The sequence below is a fragment of the Serratia sp. PL7 genome (assembly GCF_945957435.1).
In genome coordinates, this window is sequence record NZ_CAMFLB010000052.1 from 1 (window position 1) to 17,638 (window position 17,638).

Sequence of the window (17,638 nt, forward strand, 5' to 3'; positions counted from 1 at the left end):
TTTTGGACGGGTCGAGGTTGACCAGCGGCTGCGCGGTTTTCACGAACTCTGCAAACTGCTGACGGCCTTCTTCACTGCGGCACAGGGCCAGATACATGTCGCGGTTAGCGGGCGCGACTTTCCCGGCGGTGACGGCATCGTCAACCAGCGCGGTCGCCGTTTTCTCATCCAGCGTCTTCAGGCGATCTTCCGCTGTCTGAGCACGGTTAAGGGCCAGTTGATAGGTCTCCTGCGGGATGAACTTCGTCAGGTCCGGGTTTTGAGCACGGTTCAGCGCAAGCGATTCACTGTTTTTGATGGTCTGGATCGCTGATACGGCATCGTCAACCGATGCGGTATCAGCCAGACCCAGCGCCGTAGCAATCTGCACAGGTACAGGCATGGTGTTCTCCGAGTTAAGGGCGGGTAAATACAGGTTGGGTTTGTTGGTCAGGCCAGCGCTGGAAAGATGCGAGACCTGACCGGTAGGAAAGTGACGAAAAGCCGGGCTGTAATAGCGATACTTCTTACCGCGAACGAGGGCTTCGCCGTCTGGCGTCCACTCGATATGACCGTCAATACTGCCATCAGCGTTGACGCGCATCGCATCAATCCAGGCGTAAGCGGGAGCCTCTTCACCTTTTGGGCCAAGCAATTCAGTGGAATGCTCGGCATCAAACGGCAGCGTCGGGTAACGGAAAGATGTGGCAATGAATGCCTGCGGATTGTCGTTAACCCAGGAACGACCATCACGTCCGGTGAAGGTGCCCGCAGGGATCATCGGCAACCATTCCGGCAACGGCGTGCTGACATCCGACAGGTCGGGAAGCTCAAAGCACAGGGCCAGAAATTCAAGTTGTGTTGCAGGCTTTGGCATGGTGCTGTCCGTCGTTAAAGGTAACTGACGGACAGTGTCGGCTATATAAAGGAAGGAAGTGGATTAACCGCTTTCCCTGTATATAAAGGAAGAAAAGTACCGGTACAGAAAAGGAGGTCTATAAAGGAAGAGCATCGGTGGTCGAACGCAGCGGGGGGAACCGCGTTCAAACCCCGTTCAAAAACGCCGTGGCGCGTTTAAGAATTTTTCAGAGAATCATCGTACCACAAATACCGTTAAAGTCTCAGGGCGCTTCTGAGGCGGATTACCGCCTCGTTTAATTATCACTGTCGAAGGCGTTTTGTTTCGCCGCCAGCTGGCGATCAAGTTCCGCCTGACGCCGGGTGCCGGGGTTGTAGTCCCACCCCGGATCAATCCCCTCCGGCACCATCTCCTCCTCGCCGGTGCGCTTGTTAACCCACTTCACCCGTTTAACTGGCGGGGCTTCCGTGCGGACCGGTACGGTCTGGCGGATGACATGCCCTGTGGGCTGACCGCTAGCGTCAAGCTCCTGGCTGTTCAGCGCAACGCCATTACTGGTTATTTGCTCATATTCGTATTTGCTGACCTGACGGACACCGCATTTACACCCCCAGCCGTTGGGGCCGATGTGCGTCTGCCAGAACGGATCGTCAACGGGCAGGCAGAGGTTAGCCCATTTCAGGTGCTCGGCGCGGTGCTCGCGGGACGGGCCCAGCGTATAGAGCAGATAGGGCATCGCACGCTTAGTGCGCTGAATGCGCTCCCACTGCCCGGCGCTGCGGGCGGTGCGCATGTTGGTATCATAGATGGTGCGCAGACGACGATCGCTGCCGAGCTGCACCGGCTTTGTCTCACCTGTCAGAGGGTCATCCATCAGTTGCTGACCCCACCATCCGCGCTGCACCAGTAAGGGTTTCAGGACCTCCCGGAACTCAGCAAACGACTGGCCGCTGGCCAGCGCTTCATCGACCAGCGCTTTGACGTCAGAGAGCAGGTCGAGCTGCGTCATCTTCGCCACGGTGAAACCGATGCTGTGCTCCTGCTTCCACACATCACGGTAATTGAAGCCCGGCTTCAGCTTTTTGGACTTCAACCAGGCCAGCGCCTCTTTGGGGATAATATCGGGAGCCTTAGCCATAGATCACACTCCCTCCCGCTTATTGATAAACATCAGGCCATCCGCCTTTTTGAACTGACGAACAAGGACGGATGAACTGGTGAAGAACGGCAGACGATAAATGAATGAATCATGCAGGCTGGGGAATGTTTTTTTCGCCTGTCGCTTACCCAGCGCTCTCTCAATTTCAGCCACTGTTTTTGAGGGATAATGGCGCTTTTTCTTTTCGCACCAGAAAAGACGCGTTAGTGGATTAAACACCTCGCTATTTTCGCGCCCCCATCCGGCACACCACTTATCGTCGAAATACACAGCGAGAACGGTTCGACTCTCGCCATCCCGCTCACGCCTAACGGATATCACCGTATCCTGATATCGGAACCGGACATGGCAGAAATAGCTTTTAAGCTCATCAGCAACCTGCTCCCATTGTGCTTTCGTCATTGGTTGTTCAGCCATCGTTCGCATCTCCCAGTGACCGCGCCTTAAAGCTCAGCATCGCCAGCTGCTCGACGAACGCGGCAGGCTCCAGTGTCTTCTGCAGGTCCGGCAGACGCGCCAGAAACTCGTCAAAGCTTGCGACTTCCTGCGCCAGCTGCAGCACCGGACTGGTAAAGGCGCTGCCGGTCTGCTCCCAGTCCTTCAGCGCCTCGTTGGCCATCACATCGATCTCATCGTCCTGCGCACGGTTCAGCGCCAGCCGCTCGCGGTTCAGCGCCGGTGCGGAACTGAAGGCGGAGAAGCTGTTGGACGGCGAGAGCACCGTCGCGCCGTTCTCCGGCTCTGCCAGACCGAACCTGTCCCGGACCTCAGATTCCTGCACCCGCAGACCACGATCAACGAGTGGGATCAGCGCATCGACAAAAGCTTTGAGGTCCTCCGGTTCGCTGATGGACAGCTTCACTCGCGGGTACTTTTCCTGCGGCCCATAGTTGAACTGGATAAACGGACGTACCAGAAACTCATTGAGGGTGTTCTCCAGTTGACGGGCATCCCAGCGGGCAATATCCATACGCACCCGGTCATGCACGTCGGCCTGAGACCGGGAGCTGCCGTCATCGGTGGTCATGGTCTGACCGAGTACCGCCTTACTGGTCTGCGCGTCGCACCATTCGGCCATCTCTTTGAAGAGAGCGCCGCCGCCATTGCGGCTGGCGGTTTCCTGCATTTCAAGCTGCATGCTCTGCGGGATTGCGCACCCGGCATCAGAGGCGATGGACGCGATAGCATCGATGAGGGTCTTAATCTGCTCATCGGAGGCATTATTCCCGTACTTACCGACGACGATGGGAATGCCGAATTTTTCAGCGAACGCCCACCAGTCCCGGACGGTAAAGGACTTAAGCATATACATCACCGCCACCAGACGGGCCAGACCATTACGCAGCGGCAAACCAGACTTCAGCCGGGGATAATGCATCACATATTTTCCCGGTGTCAGAGGGATGCCATCCACCGGCTGCTCGTCAGTGAGGAGACGGAACTCCCGCAGCGTGTCGCTGTCGGGCTTCAGGAACCGTGGGTCAACCCACTCATAATCACGCGGCATCCAGCCATCACGGGTACTCCAGAGGATTTCGCAGACCCCAACACCTTTACCGAGGCCATCGAGCAGATCAAATAACAGCTCCGGGATTTGTGGCTGCTCGACAAGATCGCGGACCGCATCAGCCAGCAGCACGTCATGCTCGTCGTCGCTGGCCGCTTCCACTGCAGGAGAAATACCGGCGACGGTCAGCTTGCGGGTACGCAGGACGCTGGCGTAGTGCAGGTCACGCTCTTCCATCTCTTCGGCGAGGATGAAGTAGTCCCGTGCGTTTCCCTCGGTCACATTGCGCAGGACCCCGGCTAATCTCGCCGGGGATAAGGTGCTCGCCACGCTGATACCCGCAGAGGGCGACCTGACGCTGGCGCGTCTGGCCCGCGCTTCGGGCTGGGTCATGTCGGTTTCGTTAACGGCGACGGTTTCATCGGTTGCCGGGTTAAGCAGGCGTCGGATCGCACCGGTGAGTTTCTTCAGCATCAAAGCAGTCCTCGCTGATTTTTAAGGCCACGGGTGATGCGCAACTGGCGGCGACTGTCGCTGTTGCGCTGCTGTTGGGATTTGTTAAGCCGGTGCAGCTCATAGCGCTGACAGTCTTCTTTGCTGGCGAGAAATGCCAGGAAGATTGCATACGCGCTGTCGCCGTGACGCTTGTGGCCATCGCTGCCGGTATTCTCCCGGTCATCAATTCCCGGCACCCCGCGCTGAACGACGATCTGCCCGAGGTCGCTGATAACATCCTCGTGCTTCGGCAACACCAGCTCATCATCCTCAAACGCCGCCTTGAAGCGCGGCATGTTCTCGCGGTAGTGGGCGACGGACGGCATCACCACCTCCACCTCAGCGCCGTACATCTCCGCCGCCTGCTCGGCCAGATAGTTACCGTTCCCCCGGCCATCGAGCTTGATACCGTCGCGGCGGGGCAACCGATCGCAGATAAAGAACAGCGCCTGCTCCTGCTGCTTGTAGGGCACATTGGCCAGCTCGACCAGGAACGGCACGGTACGGGTGGTATCGTCATTGATGGTCATCGGCGCAAAAACGGTCAGGTGGCCCGACCGCGCAAAGTCCTCTCCGAGGCAGTGGCGGAGGTTTTGCGGGAGCGTATTCAGCACAGGCAGCACCACCTTATCCAGCCATTCCTGCATATCCAGCGCACGGATGATTTCTGACATGGCATTAAACGTGGTCGTACCGGTAAAGCGCAGAACGGGACCGGAGCCTCGCGCGGCGCGCTCACGGATGGAGCGGGCCAGATAGGTGCCGCCGCCGTTCTTCGGCTCGCAGTAGTATTCCTCGCGGGCGTCTTCTTCGGTGGCGGTATCGCTCAGCAGGTTTGCCAGCCACTCAGCCTCGGTATCCGGTGACCACGGTTTTTTCGTCACCTGGCAGATACGACGATACAGCCCCTCGCTGATGGCCAGCTCAATATCAATACGGTGAACCGAGTAGCGTTTTTTACCCGCTCGGCTGTCGGTGATGATGGTATTGAACAGGTTCTCAATACCGTTATGGGTGGAGATCAAACGGACCTTTGAACCCCACATAGTGAGCGCCAGCGCCGCTTTCAGCACGGCGGCAAGGTCTTTCTGGAATGCTGCCTCGTCGATGATGACGTTACCCTGCATACCGCGCAGGTTCGACGGATTAGATGACAGCGCCTTGATTTTGAAGCCGCTGGCAAAGTTGATGACGTAAACCAGAATATCCTTGTCGTCGTCTTCCAGCGCTTCCTCGCCAATCGCTGAGGCCGCGAGATCGTACGCCTTCGCCCACATGGCGCAGGCGTCGATAAACTCACGCGCCATGTCTTTGGTGGTGCCGACATAGAAGGTGTCGGTTCCCCCGGCTTCCGGTGACATTGACCCACTGAGCGCCGCCTCGGCGGCTTCGGCCCACGTCAGGCCGGTACGACGGGATTTCTCGGCAATCTTGAGCTGAGACGTATCCGCAATCCAGCGGCGCTGATACGGCAGCAGCACCTGATCCGCGTCGAACTCACCCGCCAGAATGGCACTGGCGGACTGATTACGTAACTGTTCCTGCGCTGACAGAGGTCCGGCCATCATACAATCCCCAGAATCTGGCGACGGATATCAGCGGCAGTTTCCGCAGACAGTCCCGCACTTTTGGTGATTTTCTCCGCCTGCGCAGCGGCTTCTTCGGCGAATGCCTGGCGGATCTCTTTCTCGCGTTTGTGGCTGGCCATCGCTGCCGCTTCCAGACGCTGAGCAACCAGCGCCAGTTGACCGAGGGCCTTAGGCTCTACCGGGTCAGCGCCGTCAGCAAGGGACATAGAGGTTTCAAAGGCCATCGTTTTGACGAACTCAAGCAGCAATTTCCCCACATCGGAGGATGGTGCAGAACCCAGCTTTGCCGCCCAGATTTCGGCCATCTCGCGGGAGGCGCGGATCTTAGCGCCGAACGCCTCCATTTTGCTGGCGTAGCGGTTCAGGCCGGTTCGACTGAGCTTCATATCGTCCGGCAGATTATGGCCATCAATCAGCTCGTTGATGGCCTCGCGGATTTCCTCCTGTGTGTGGCGTTTCTCGCGCAGCATCTGATGAAGCTGGTCGCGTACGCCATCCGGCAGCAGGTCGATTTTAGACGGACGGCCACGGGTCGGGTTTTGTTCAGCAGTCACGGTCTCTCCCCAGCCTGTCGGCAAAATCTTTACGGGTGGATACAATATCTTTCTGCATCAGCTCCCATACACGGCGGACTTCTGGATCAGAATCCAGAAACGAATTGAGGTAACTGTCAGAAGCATTGCAGTCATAGGGCTTGCCCGTTTTTTCTTCGACGAACTTTGCCACAACCTGCAGCTCAAGTTCAGCGCAGACAAACGCGGCAGCGAGCCGTCTTATGGCACTACGCGCGGCAGCAGGTAAAGGTTTTTTCTTTGCCATCATTACCCCCTCGATCGGGGCTTTTTCACCCCCGGAACCGTGGCCAGACCGCTGGCGACGTCATCACCGCGACCGGTGATTTCCGCCACATAACAGCCGGAGACGTCCGTCAGACTGACCAGACCCTGCTCGCGTAGCCACGCCAGATGCGTACGCACGATATCGCGGGAAACGCGATGGCCATAAGTCTGCAGGCACGTCTGCAGAATCGACTCGTTGGCGCTGTCGCCGCATTCAACAAGGGATCGCAGAATAACCAGACGCTGGTCATGGTCGAGAATGTCACGCATAGTCACCTCTTATTTTTCCTTCAGCTCATTTTCCAGCAGCAGATCGCTGACGTGTTTCACCTGGCGTATGGCCGGGCCCAGTTCGCGCAAATCGCCCCGCAGGTTGCTCATCTCCAGTTGCAACTGGTGCAGGTCCTTCTGGCTCGGCAGACCCGCGATGGTATTTTCAACACCCTGCAAACGGGTGCGCATGAGTTCCAGCTCCTCGCGTTTGACGTAGGTTTTGGCCAGCAGCAACTGAATGACGTTCACGGCGGACATAAACAGCGCCCAGATGATCGCCCAGTTGCCCTTAATGATTTCCCAGCCCATGCATCCCCCTGAGTTCTCTGATGGCCTGACAGCTGATACAGGTCGCCACATCCGGCAGCGCCCGAAGTCGCTTAGCCGGGACGGGTGCGCCGCAGTCGTTACAGAATCCGTCATGCTCAGGCCGTTCTTTAACGCGGTTTAAATGCCGGTTTAAAGCCTGTTCCCGTTCTTCCATTTCAAGGTCGCTGGCGCGATCAAGCGCTTTGGTCATTTACCCACCATGACCTTGTGTTTGCTGGATTTGCTGTACCGGGCGAAGCCGTCCAGCGTCCTGAAACCCAGATAGCCCAGCGCCGGGGTGGCCAGCATCAGCGAAATATCCCAGTCCGGGGCAGGCATGGAAAAGGCGTGACCAAACGCACCCGCTACCGCGCCAGCCTGCTGACCCAGCGACATCACCATCACGTAAGCGATGCTGCTGTAGAGGGAGAGACGGGCCATCAGCGGGCGGGTCTGGCGGACATATTCGTCCGTAGCGTTATCGCCGTTACGGATGGTTTCCTGCTGTTCGTGGTGCGCAGCCTGCTGGTCGGCCATTTGCGCCTTGTCCCGCTCCAGCTGGAACTGCTGCAGCTGTACCTTGAGGCCCTCCAACTGGACAAGCTGATCGGGTGGAAGCTGCGCCAGCTTCTGCTCCAGAACACGCTGCTGGTCGGCGGGATTGATGGCACCGTTGACGGTCTCGACAATGCTGGCCACCGAGTCCGCCGCTTTCGCTGTGGTGCTGTCGCCACCGAACCAGCCGCCGACGGTGCGAACCAGAGAGGGTCCGGCCTTCAGCAGGACGGATGCAATAGTGGAAAGCGTTACAGGATCCAATTTATTACCTCCTTACGAACCAGCCAGCCGTACAGAATGACCACGGTCAGACCGGCAAGCAGATTGAGCAGCATGACCATCGGACTGGTAGCGAAGACGGGCGCAAAGGCCAGCAGAAAAGCGCCGAAAGCCCAGATTAACCACGACGCGCAACAGACCCATTTGCGGGCAGAACGGCCCGGCTGAATCAGCCGGTAAGGGAGATTACCGAGCCAGATACTCACCCCGATCAGCAAAGCGCCGGAGAACGTTAACCACCAGACGACAAATGCCTGACGCCCGTAGAAACTACAAAGCGTCAGAGACAGACCCACGAGAACGACCACCGTCCAGCCTGACTGAAACACCCGGAGCAATGCCAGCTTCAGCCAGTCGGTATTCAACGATTTAAACATGATGTTTTTCCTTATATCGCTGGCACTGCCAGACGATGTCTCTTGTATCGACGGAGTCCCAGCCCCTGCGGTAATAACTGGCATGAGTCCCGTCGCAGCCTTTATAGTCCCGTGGAACGGGTGGAGGGCCACCGGCAACCCGGTGAAGGACCTCCTGACGGAGGCGGTCACGCCGCCCCGCGAGTAACGATGAATCCCAGCCTTTACCCATACTCAGCTCCGGGGAACCGAGACCTGACCGCCAATGACCTCCTGACAGGCGTTCGCCAGCTCATCGAGACGGTTAAACCAGCCATTGAGGTACTTACCCTGTGAGGCGTTGGATTTGATGATGTCGGCGTAATAACGGGAGCGACGGAGGAAACAGCGGGTCAGTAGCCATTCAGCATCTGCAGAGGCGACTGCGGTGCGGGTTTTTGGGCCGATAATGCCATCAGCGGTGACACCGACCGCATCCTGCAGGAGCTGGATCGCTTTTTTAGCGCCATGCTGAACAGAGGAATCAAAGACAAAAAGCGAGATGCCGTCCGGCCAATCAGTGCAGTAAGCCGGATACCAGTAATCGCGGAAATAAATCTGCCCGGCCTGTTCTTCGGTCAGGTCCTTAATTCGGGTATCGGGTTTACCGTCGCCATCGACGTCGGTTTTACCGTCAGCAAGACCGTCGCGTTTATCAGAAATGCCGTATTTGGTTTCGCCGCCTTTGTCGGTGGGGTCATTAACATAACCACCTTCGCGGGCGCGAATGAACGAGAGTGCGTGTAAAAACGCGGGGGAAAATAATGTTGTCATGCCTGCACCTTTGGGATTGAGTCAATCTGACAAATCCCATTTTGCGACAGGCAAAAAAAAAGCCGGATTAACCGGCTTCCTTGTTAATATATTTTTTAAAATAAAAAGTCTTTAAAGGTATACATGGTAAGTACAAACACCAGGAGAAACAGAATTATAAAGTTACTACTTTTGTCTGTTTTCGAGGGATATGTTGCTGCCACCTTAATCAAAGACGTTCTCATAAACATGTATATGAAAAATGGAACCACCAGAAAACAACCTATCCCCCAGATTACAGGAGAAAACCCTTTCCGATATCCCTTATCTACACCCGTAATTGGCACATAAACCCCGATATTATGTTTTACACAATCGAAGAAAACCCAGAAAGAACAAACAACGAAAACCACATGAATTAAAATAGAACCGACCATTGTTATTGCTCCATGTTCAGATGTTCAGCGAATACTGTCTTTTACTCATTTCTAGCCTGCGCATCCGCCTGATTGCTTTATACACCGTTTTGTAGGTTACGTGATAGCGCGTAACAAGGGTATCAATGCTGGCTTTGTTACAGTAATCACGCCAGATTTGCATATCGCGTACCAGAAACTCAAGCCGCTGCCCCCGTGGAACATAGATTTGCATCCCTCCAATATGTCGGGTTATCGCAATAACCAGCTCCAGAGAATGCGAAGAATCACCGCCCAGCCTTGCCAGTTCGCGGCTCAGTATTGAGTTAAGTTCAGCAAGAATCGACGGAAACCGAACATTCTCGGTTTCATCGCTGAGATGATCCAGCAGACTGTCATCACGAACATCACCAAAGAGATCGTCACTCATTTTTTCCACCTTCTGGCTGCGTCAGCGTAAGCGCTGCAGATTGTGTCATAGTCCCGGCTTTCTTCTCCGGTGACCGGGTTTTCAGGGAGTCGGGCATGGTGCGCCAGCATGGCCTTCTTCATCTCCCGGATATGCCACTGTTTCAGGCTCTCAAGGAGATTATCCTCGGCATCAGCTCTCAACCATTCCAGGCTGGATACACCCTCGCCACCATTGCGAATACGCGTCTGGCGACGGACGAAGCGGTCCAGCCCGATGTCGCTACCATCCCGGACAAAACCCTGATTAAACATCGTTTTCCATATTGCGCGGATTTTCAGGCTCACATCAGACGGAGCAGACATACGGCGCTTAGAACGCGGCAGAGGTTTGCTTTTGAACCCCTTAGCCTCCAGAGCCTGGATAACATTCTGCAGCTCGATGATGGTCATCTCGCGGCAGCTCGACTTGCCCGGAACTACCGCCCCCAGCAGGGAGCGGTAAGTATCATCGTCAAGCGCCAGCTGGCCTTTGGCGATATGGATAATCTGGATTGCGTTTGAGCGGGTCATTGGTTGCCGCCTTTAGTTGACGTTTCCGATATTTCCCGAAAAGATGCGGTTGACGAATTCTCGTTTTCACGAAAAGCACCAGTCTGGAGCATGGCTGCGCGGCAGGCTTCCCACGCAGCCCATCGTTCTCTGGCTGGAAGGTGAGCGTAAAACTCTGGATGCCATTTGTTACGCTCGATATTCCCCGTGCACCACTTCTCGAATGCTTCACGAGATTGCGCCTCATCTGGCACTACCGGCGCTGGCTGCGCACAGCAGTGGAGAAAATAAACATCATCAGGCAATTTATGGGCCGCAGATGAATAGACCAGCGCGAACTTGTTACCGTCTGACCGCCCGCTTTGCACATCCAGAGTAGCCACCGGCCCCATCGAATGCTGGTTCAGTCTGCGCCCCAACCTGGCGGCAGCATTCTCCAGTTGGTCGATTCGGTCCTGCAGCTGGTTTATATGGTCGTCCTGGGAGGCGTTTGCACGCTGGCTCTTCTCCAGCATCTCTACCAGCCCCTCAACCGTTTTCAGAGAAAAGCTGGGAAGCGTGGCATTGATGGTCTTAATGCGCTCGATGGAAGTATGAGGCCCCCAGACGGGCATCGCCTTGCGGGCAGCAATATCGGCTTTTATCTGCTCTAAATCAACCATGAGATTTATCCTCGGCTCGCATACGTTCGGCATACTGCTGCTCGCGCATCATCTTCTGAGCAGCCTGCATCAGCAGACTGATGGCCATACGGGCGCGGTGTGCGGCATAGCGGTTGCTGGTGCCGGCATCGCGGTAGAGGGTTTCGGCCAGCCCCATCTGCTCGGAGGCTTCCTCCAGCAGGCCCAGAACGGATGGACCAAAGGGGCTGACAGGCTGTGACTCCACGCCAACAATCTGCGCCAGTCGCGCCATTTTGCGGTTCTTTTCATGGTCAATCATGGGGCTCATCCCGTTGTGGCGCAGCTGTTCAATCATGATCTCGACGTCTGCCGCTTCTTCGGCCACTTTATCGCTGCCGGTCTTGTGATTAATAAAACGGACGCACGATGCGGATAATTCGCTGGCTTCTTCAGCCAGTACCAGCAACTGAGAATCGAAGCCCCATTTAGCAAATGCCGCCTCAAAAATACCTTTCGTTTTCGCATTCATAATATGCCCTTACTGGATTTCGGCGTGAGCAACCCCACGGCGCTGACGCCGGAAATTAAACAAAGTTAATTAACGAATATTCAGAGTTTGGCTAAATCCAGCGATATCTGCTTATAAGTGCCATTATCCTGGCGCTCATATAAACGCAGGTACTGACTGGTTCCCGTGACCTGGATAGCATCGGCAGCAGCATCCATCGCCTCATTCCATTTTGGATCGTCAATATTCAGCGCTCGCAGACTCAGTACCTGATTGATATCAATCCGGCCCTGTTTGTTGACGCGAAAAGCATGATCCACCAACGCCATAATTTTTTCGTCAGCACCACCCGACCATTCATGGATACAGTCATCAATCAGCTTTTTTGCAGCCTGAATGCGCTCATCAAAGACGCGGTGATCGCCTACGGCCCGAACAAGCTTATAGCGGCCATCGAAGCTGGGAAGTGTTACGTTACCCTTAGTTCCGCCATATTCCACGCCAAACTCTGCGGATGACAGGTCAACAAAATCATCGACTTTTGACATAGATCCGAGCTTGAACTCGACCAGCGACTGACGCTGCAGGCGGGCTGCTTCAACAACGCTGATAACCAGTTCATCACGCAGTTTATCCAGCGGTTTAATCTGGGACTCTGTAACTAAATGCCCCTGAGCGTTAATCCGGTAACCGTCCGGGATGGTATTTGCAGTATTCATCAAAGCCTCACTGAATTAATAGCATTCTGAAAAAACAATATTCGAAACAACACGGCGACTTAATTCCATCTTTTCGGCAATAACCGGAATAGTCAGGCCATCTTTATAAAGCTCGCGGCAAAGATAAGCATCGTGCGCGTCTGCCGGTTGAACAAGTACCGACAAGCCCCAGCGGTTAGCCTGAGACTGAATGGCCTGACGGGTGCGGTTGAGTTTCTCGCCCATCTCCTGTGCGGTCATTTTCCCGGCATTCTCACAGACAAACTGAATTTCGTATTTGGTCCACTTACGGCGCTTTTCCATACTTCCCCCCTTACTTTTCCACATATTCTTTAGTAACGATCTCGGTGAAACGAATTAATGCAGAACAGGCATCATGTTGGTTATCAGCCTCGGGAACCCCAGGAACAATAAGCTGCTGATTTGTCCGGGAGTGTCTCGCCCATACCTCAATGATTTCACGAACCCTTTTTTCTTCGCCGGTGATAATGGGTAAAGCACCATCAGGGTAAGTCTCACCAAACTCGATTAATCCAGAAGCCCATGAATAAGCCGTAACTTTTGTTTCCATAACTACCTCCAGATAACATGACAGCCCTCAATAGTGGCCATCCACACGGAACGGGTGCCGGTGGGACAACGTTCAATCAGGTGGTTAGCCCTGTTCACCAGTTCATTAGGCGGACAGGTGATTTCCAGACACGGGCGGCGCATCCATACCCGCATCTCCGTAACACGACTACCGCGCGCCTGCAGCCATGCCTGCGCAGCGGTGGCCATCCCAACATGTTCAGCAATACGTTCAGTAATCATGCTCTTAACTCTCCTTCGTCAGGTCATAGAAGCTCTTTCCGCCGCAGCGTGGACATACAAGAACGAATACTTTGATGCCCCGATACGACTTGTCCCGGACGCTCAATCTTTCGCTTTCCTTGTGAACATTCCGGCATCGGGTACATTTCACTGTTTTGCTGCTTTCCATAACCGCTACCCCCGTAATAACGTTGAAACATCAACATCCAGATCCAGATCACGCAGTGCCTTGCGGATGTAGCCTTCGTTGACAGCTTCACCAGCGCCGTGGGCCGTCATCGCCGCCAGCCGCAGGGAGTGGCTGAGGATACGCAGTGCGCCGGGCTTCTGTGCTATCTGATGGAGCAAATCGCGCTCTTTTTCGCCGGTGATATGCCAGGCATCGGCAATCGCAGCCACATCGGCCTTTTTGGTCTTGTTGATCGCCACGCGCTTGGCGATACGACTGAACAGGCGGGCGAACTCAACGGTACGGTTGCCGCCGGTCATGTTGCTGTAGACGCGGTGGTTACCCATCAGCACCAGCCCGACGCGGGTGGCCTCCTGCAGCAGGCGCAGCTCTTCGAGCGTTTCAGCGCCCAGATGGTCCGCTTCGTCAATGATGACAAGGCCCTGAGTGCCATCAAGGCGGCGGCGCAGTGCGCGGGCCAGCGGACCTTTACGACGTGGCGCATCATTCATCCCCAGCTCATAGGCCAGTTCGGTCAGGCACTCCAGCACACTGGCGCAGGAGGGGGTGATCGTTATCAGCCAGACGTTATCGTTACTGCGACGGTATTCACGCGCAGATTCCGACTTGCCGACGCCGGGATTACCGCAGACCACGCCGATGCATTCCGTCAGGTGCGCGTAGCGAAACGCAGTCCAGATCTGTTTGACGGTTGGGGTCTCAATAAAGCGAGGCGGCTCCGGCAGCTCTGCGGCAGAGTTTTGTTTATCGACCCAGCGCTGCAGCGCTTTTTCCACGCGGTCGTTATCACCGGCATATTTGTTATTCATGAAGCCACTGACAATGCTGGTTGAGAGGCCGGTTTCACGGGCAACCTGAGCAAAAGTAAAACGGGTACCATCGACAAGGTTGCGCAGAACCTCGCGAATATCGAAAATATTCACTTCAGACATAATTCACTCCATTATTTGAATGGTATTTAAATAGCGTTTTTACGTTTATTTGATTCCAGAATATCCAGCGAGTTATTCAGATATTCGTCCTCCGTATATTCCTCTTCTTCAGGTACGACCTTCATCGCGGGGACGGGCTGGCTGGGGCGATATACATTGCTGTTTAGCCAGTCGGGCCCTGCTGGTTCGGAGAGGGTGAGCACATTCTCGGCCTCGGCCAGACGGACTTTCTTTTCGCCACGCTCGCGCATGCCTTTGATGCGTTTCTGTTTTTGCCAGTATTCCGCAGTGACAGGGAATGCCGCTTTCTTGTTGCCATCCCAGATGGCTTCACATATCAGTGAACCATCCATACGACGAACGATAATCTTCGTTGCATCGTGAATGTCGTAGCTGACACGCACTTTGCGGCCATGCTCCTCACGAAGTGCTTCGGCGTAATACAGGTTATTGAAAAGACGAATCTCACAACGTCTGACTGAGCATTCAACCTCCGGCATAAACATATGGCGAAGCTCAATATCGGAGAGCCATTCGATTTCAGTTTTTTCTTTTTCCAGCTTGTACTTGCGAAACTGCGCTGGCGTGAAATGCTCACCATTAGCTTTCAGCGGCAGTGAATCGTGGGCGCGGTTGTTGTACCAGTGAACCCCGGCCTCAATTTCCCCAATCAGCTCATTCCATGACGGGAAATCGCGAAGGGTCTGTTCCTGCTTACCTGTCAGTTCGCGCCCTTTATCCACCGCGTTCAGCGCGGCAATAAGCGATTTTGATACCTTACGCGTGGTGCTTTTATCCGCGCCAGTTCCGTAGTAGGTGGCAAATTGACGGGAGATACGCATCCCCAGCGTTTTGTTGAGGATCTCTATGATGCCGCGCCCCTGTGGGTTCTCAGGAATGCCCAGACGGTGGTCAACGCCAAGACGCGGTAAGATGCCGGTGATATTAGCGTCAAGCGTGCTATTGGTCTCACCACCGCCGTTATCGGAATAATAGATATATGGCACACCGTTATTTCTAATGCCGTGACGCAGGGCGTCGGCAACCGCGATAACGCTTTCTGACAGCGCCAGACTCCAGCCCACAATATACCGGCAGCTCCCGTCCAGAATAAATGTCACCTCTGGTGTGATGGGGTTACCATGCTCAGGAGAGGCAACCTTCATCTTCATGCCGTGACCATCCCCGATCCAGACGTAGTTCACCGGCATGCTCAGCCAGTCGCGGCGCACAAAACCCTCAATCTGGCGGGCTTCGCTACCGGTGATCCGGCGATGCTGTTTCACCACTTCCGGCAGCTTATCCATCGCGTAGCGAACCGTGTTATAGGTCGGGGCAGAGAAAAGCATCTCCGGCTGATCTGCATATCGCGTATACCAGCCCTTAATAAAATCATCATATGCCTCAGCCATCGTCACACCATTGGGATTACGGTAATACGCCAGAAAATCAGGCAACCACGCAATTTCCTCAGGCTCCACGCGCTGACGCTTACCCGGCGCAAGGAGTACCAGACGTTCCGTGGATGTTCTGGCTTTTTTAAAATCAGCCATCCAGCGCTTGAGGGAGATCTCGCTCAGAGTACGGGATGAACCTTTTTTGGCATTGGCCAACGTCACCTGTACGGCCAGATGTTCCGGTAACTCACCGCAGCGGGACTGACGGACGATTTCTCTGATGGCTTTCGCACAACTGAATCGCGGTATTTCACCCAGCTTCAGGACTTCCGATACCAGCGCAATACGGGCATCAGCAATCTTTTGCTGGTCGGCGGTTAAGCCGGTGAGCTTTTGCTCCATCAGCACAGGGTGAGCACGGTAAAGCGATAACCGGGTATCACTCTTTTCCGTCACCGCTGAATGCTCAGGAGCAGGCAACGCCGCATCCTGATTGTTCATCAGCTCTTTAACCTGACGGTCACGCAGTGCTTTCTGGGCAACCAGGGGAAGGCTGTCAATGTGATACTCAAACGCCTTACTTCCCTGACGCTTACGGACCAGAGTCTGATTCTCTTTGACCAGTTTGCCCATCATGGCTCTGATGCCCTGTGGCGTTCCCGGTAAACCCGGCAGGCCCGCTAATTCATTCACCGTGGCAAACATGATCACAAGTCCTTGCTGTAGCGGCTGGGCCAGATGGATGACGGCTCCAGATTGAGAGCATTCGCGATGATGCGCTCACCTTTAGGATATGAACGAGCCAGCGCATTTTTCAGTGTGTCGGGACTTAACCCCGCACTGGTGGAAAGGCTGCGCATTGTCACGCCGCGCTTGTGAAGCTCGGCGACAATGTCAATGCGATGCCAGTCACGCACTTCATTTCTTTCCATAGTTCGTTTACTCTTAAAAGTTATCCGTCGGAGTAATCCGCCGGGGTTATCCGTTGGAGTAAGTATTGATCCAATATTGGTTAATGTAAAGCAAAAGCCCGGCTTTCTTTTCTCATATGAGTTAATTAGCGAGGGCTCATTAAATTTATCTTTAATTTCAATCTGTTAAGTGGAAAAGAAAATGGATAAAGCAAAAGAAATAGAAGTTTCTTTTACTCAATTTGGAAAGGAAAGTATTCGCGATAGGATAAAGACTCTTTTTAAGGGAAGGAGTTTAAGGCGGGTTTCTCTCGATTGGGACCTCCCATACTCCACGCTCAATAATTATTTTGCTCGCTCAGCGACTCCAAGCGTGGACGTGTTAGTTAAAATTTCTGATATTGAAAAAGTGAGTTTAAATTGGCTTGCAACAGGTCGTGAGGACATCCTAGCTCTAGATGAGTCAGATAGCACCCAAGACTGCCGCAAACAAACGGACATGGCCAAGCATGCAGGGAATAATGAAATCCTTGTTGGGGCAACAGCAACCCCACTGAAAGATGACAAGTTTATGTCCCTTACATGGTCAATGTTTTTCGAGGCATTGGACCATGATGAAAAATCACATCTAATTGATATTTATGCCAAAATTGGAGCAAAAGGCGTTTTGTCATTACTTAGTAACGTCAATGGTTCAACCACAGAATTACTTAACCTTTCACCAGATGAGCAAAGGCGCTTAATGCATATGAATGACGAAATCAAAAAAGGGTCATCTGAGACTGGTGAAGATGTAGCCAAGCCAGGCCCGTCCAGTTCCAGCAAGAAGGCCAGTTAATGCGGTTCCTAACCTTTCGTTGCATCGCGGTACAGCCAGCCGCATTTAACCGGCCTGTTTTTTAGAAGTATGTTAGAATTTATTTTGAACGATGGCTTTGTGGTTTTAAAGTCCAGAAAGTAGCAGTATCAAATGTTTTGCCGATCGGCTTCATTTTCCTCAAACCGGTATCAAATCCAATTTTGAGCCGACTCCAGTAATCCCGCGAGTTTCCGCTTAATTCCTCATGTTCCCGGATGTATCAAATCTTTTAGTTCTTCACAGGATTAGCCGCCGTCACTTCGTTAAAGTGAGCAGCGCACTAGCCGCAGCCCCGTTGGTTGGCGTTCGATTTGCC

The 17,638-nt window shown here is 54.2% G+C and carries 27 protein-coding genes; 2 read left to right on the forward strand and 25 right to left on the reverse strand.

Annotated features, from left to right (window positions below; translation table 11 throughout):
* From N6G83_RS52980 to N6G83_RS53100, 25 genes are all read right to left on the reverse strand, one after another.
* Nucleotides 1-856, reverse strand: an 856-nt coding sequence (locus N6G83_RS52980; RefSeq protein ID WP_260524353.1) for a phage protease, incomplete at its 3' end; no start/stop codon positions are given.
* Nucleotides 857-1,133: 277 nt separating this feature from the next.
* Entirely contained in the window at nt 1,134-1,976 is an 843-nt protein-coding gene (locus tag N6G83_RS52985) for a phage minor head protein (RefSeq protein ID WP_260524354.1), read from the reverse strand.
* A 3-nt stretch (nt 1,977-1,979) separates the two neighbouring features.
* Nucleotides 1,980-2,414, reverse strand: coding sequence for a hypothetical protein (locus tag N6G83_RS52990; RefSeq protein WP_260524355.1), 435 nt, complete (start codon nt 2,412-2,414; stop codon nt 1,980-1,982).
* Complete coding sequence (locus N6G83_RS52995) at nt 2,407-3,978, reverse strand: DUF935 domain-containing protein (RefSeq protein ID WP_260524356.1); 1,572 nt, start codon at nt 3,976-3,978, stop codon at nt 2,407-2,409. The genes N6G83_RS52990 and N6G83_RS52995 overlap by 8 nt, the downstream gene beginning before the upstream one ends.
* A complete protein-coding gene (locus N6G83_RS53000; RefSeq protein ID WP_260524357.1) occupies nt 3,978-5,567 on the reverse strand; it encodes a terminase large subunit domain-containing protein in 1,590 nt (529 codons plus the stop codon). The genes N6G83_RS52995 and N6G83_RS53000 overlap by 1 nt, the downstream gene beginning before the upstream one ends.
* Nucleotides 5,564-6,142: a DUF3486 family protein gene (locus tag N6G83_RS53005; protein ID WP_154964256.1), complete on the reverse strand. Its 579-nt coding sequence runs from the start codon at nt 6,140-6,142 to the stop codon at nt 5,564-5,566. The genes N6G83_RS53000 and N6G83_RS53005 overlap by 4 nt, the downstream gene beginning before the upstream one ends.
* Nucleotides 6,132-6,410, reverse strand: coding sequence for a hypothetical protein (locus tag N6G83_RS53010; RefSeq protein WP_260524358.1), 279 nt, complete (start codon nt 6,408-6,410; stop codon nt 6,132-6,134). Before N6G83_RS53010 ends, N6G83_RS53005 begins: the two co-directional genes overlap by 11 nt.
* Nucleotides 6,410-6,697: an ArsR family transcriptional regulator gene (locus tag N6G83_RS53015; RefSeq protein ID WP_260524373.1), complete on the reverse strand. Its 288-nt coding sequence runs from the start codon at nt 6,695-6,697 to the stop codon at nt 6,410-6,412. Before N6G83_RS53015 ends, N6G83_RS53010 begins: the two co-directional genes overlap by 1 nt.
* A gap of 9 nt (nt 6,698-6,706) precedes the next feature.
* Nucleotides 6,707-7,009, reverse strand: a complete 303-nt coding sequence (locus N6G83_RS53020) for a DUF2730 domain-containing protein (RefSeq protein ID WP_064360144.1) — start codon at nt 7,007-7,009, stop codon at nt 6,707-6,709.
* A complete protein-coding gene (locus tag N6G83_RS53025) occupies nt 6,990-7,220 on the reverse strand; it encodes a TraR/DksA family transcriptional regulator (protein ID WP_260524359.1) in 231 nt (76 codons plus the stop codon). Before N6G83_RS53025 ends, N6G83_RS53020 begins: the two co-directional genes overlap by 20 nt.
* Complete coding sequence (locus N6G83_RS53030; RefSeq protein ID WP_260524360.1) at nt 7,217-7,828, reverse strand: hypothetical protein; 612 nt, start codon at nt 7,826-7,828, stop codon at nt 7,217-7,219. The genes N6G83_RS53025 and N6G83_RS53030 overlap by 4 nt, the downstream gene beginning before the upstream one ends.
* A complete protein-coding gene (locus tag N6G83_RS53035) occupies nt 7,816-8,223 on the reverse strand; it encodes a hypothetical protein (RefSeq protein WP_260524361.1) in 408 nt (135 codons plus the stop codon). Before N6G83_RS53035 ends, N6G83_RS53030 begins: the two co-directional genes overlap by 13 nt.
* Nucleotides 8,216-8,434, reverse strand: coding sequence for a hypothetical protein (locus tag N6G83_RS53040; RefSeq protein WP_128804898.1), 219 nt, complete (start codon nt 8,432-8,434; stop codon nt 8,216-8,218). The genes N6G83_RS53035 and N6G83_RS53040 overlap by 8 nt, the downstream gene beginning before the upstream one ends.
* 2 nt (nt 8,435-8,436) lie before the next feature.
* Complete coding sequence (locus N6G83_RS53045; RefSeq protein ID WP_260524362.1) at nt 8,437-9,015, reverse strand: glycoside hydrolase family 108 protein; 579 nt, start codon at nt 9,013-9,015, stop codon at nt 8,437-8,439.
* A 432-nt stretch (nt 9,016-9,447) separates the two neighbouring features.
* Entirely contained in the window at nt 9,448-9,840 is a 393-nt protein-coding gene (locus tag N6G83_RS53050) for a Mor transcription activator family protein (RefSeq protein WP_260524363.1), read from the reverse strand.
* Nucleotides 9,837-10,391, reverse strand: a complete 555-nt coding sequence (locus N6G83_RS53055; RefSeq protein ID WP_260524364.1) for a gp16 family protein — start codon at nt 10,389-10,391, stop codon at nt 9,837-9,839. The genes N6G83_RS53050 and N6G83_RS53055 overlap by 4 nt, the downstream gene beginning before the upstream one ends.
* Nucleotides 10,388-11,032, reverse strand: coding sequence for a hypothetical protein (locus tag N6G83_RS53060; RefSeq protein WP_260524374.1), 645 nt, complete (start codon nt 11,030-11,032; stop codon nt 10,388-10,390). Before N6G83_RS53060 ends, N6G83_RS53055 begins: the two co-directional genes overlap by 4 nt.
* Nucleotides 11,025-11,522, reverse strand: coding sequence for a hypothetical protein (locus N6G83_RS53065; protein ID WP_260524365.1), 498 nt, complete (start codon nt 11,520-11,522; stop codon nt 11,025-11,027). The genes N6G83_RS53060 and N6G83_RS53065 overlap by 8 nt, the downstream gene beginning before the upstream one ends.
* Before the next feature lie 80 nt (nt 11,523-11,602).
* Complete coding sequence (locus tag N6G83_RS53070) at nt 11,603-12,220, reverse strand: DUF3164 family protein (RefSeq protein WP_260524366.1); 618 nt, start codon at nt 12,218-12,220, stop codon at nt 11,603-11,605.
* A gap of 15 nt (nt 12,221-12,235) precedes the next feature.
* Nucleotides 12,236-12,523, reverse strand: coding sequence for a hypothetical protein (locus tag N6G83_RS53075; protein ID WP_260524367.1), 288 nt, complete (start codon nt 12,521-12,523; stop codon nt 12,236-12,238).
* 10 nt (nt 12,524-12,533) lie between these two features.
* Nucleotides 12,534-12,791, reverse strand: a complete 258-nt coding sequence (locus N6G83_RS53080; RefSeq protein WP_260524368.1) for a host nuclease inhibitor protein — start codon at nt 12,789-12,791, stop codon at nt 12,534-12,536.
* Nucleotides 12,792-12,793: 2 nt separating this feature from the next.
* Nucleotides 12,794-13,033: a hypothetical protein gene (locus tag N6G83_RS53085; protein ID WP_260524369.1), complete on the reverse strand. Its 240-nt coding sequence runs from the start codon at nt 13,031-13,033 to the stop codon at nt 12,794-12,796.
* Between the two features lie 174 nt (nt 13,034-13,207).
* Nucleotides 13,208-14,155, reverse strand: coding sequence for an AAA family ATPase (locus N6G83_RS53090; RefSeq protein WP_260524370.1), 948 nt, complete (start codon nt 14,153-14,155; stop codon nt 13,208-13,210).
* A 26-nt stretch (nt 14,156-14,181) separates the two neighbouring features.
* Complete coding sequence (locus N6G83_RS53095) at nt 14,182-16,257, reverse strand: Mu transposase C-terminal domain-containing protein (RefSeq protein WP_260524371.1); 2,076 nt, start codon at nt 16,255-16,257, stop codon at nt 14,182-14,184.
* A 2-nt stretch (nt 16,258-16,259) separates the two neighbouring features.
* Nucleotides 16,260-16,484, reverse strand: a complete 225-nt coding sequence (locus N6G83_RS53100; RefSeq protein ID WP_023301751.1) for a helix-turn-helix domain-containing protein — start codon at nt 16,482-16,484, stop codon at nt 16,260-16,262.
* A gap of 181 nt (nt 16,485-16,665) precedes the next feature.
* On the opposite strand from N6G83_RS53100, the gene N6G83_RS53105 reads away from it, so the two are divergent.
* Nucleotides 16,666-17,301, forward strand: coding sequence for a helix-turn-helix domain containing protein (locus tag N6G83_RS53105; protein WP_260524372.1), 636 nt, complete (start codon nt 16,666-16,668; stop codon nt 17,299-17,301).
* A 226-nt stretch (nt 17,302-17,527) separates the two neighbouring features.
* Nucleotides 17,528-17,638, forward strand: a 111-nt coding sequence (locus N6G83_RS55025; RefSeq protein WP_409529745.1) for a twin-arginine translocation signal domain-containing protein, incomplete at its 3' end; no start/stop codon positions are given.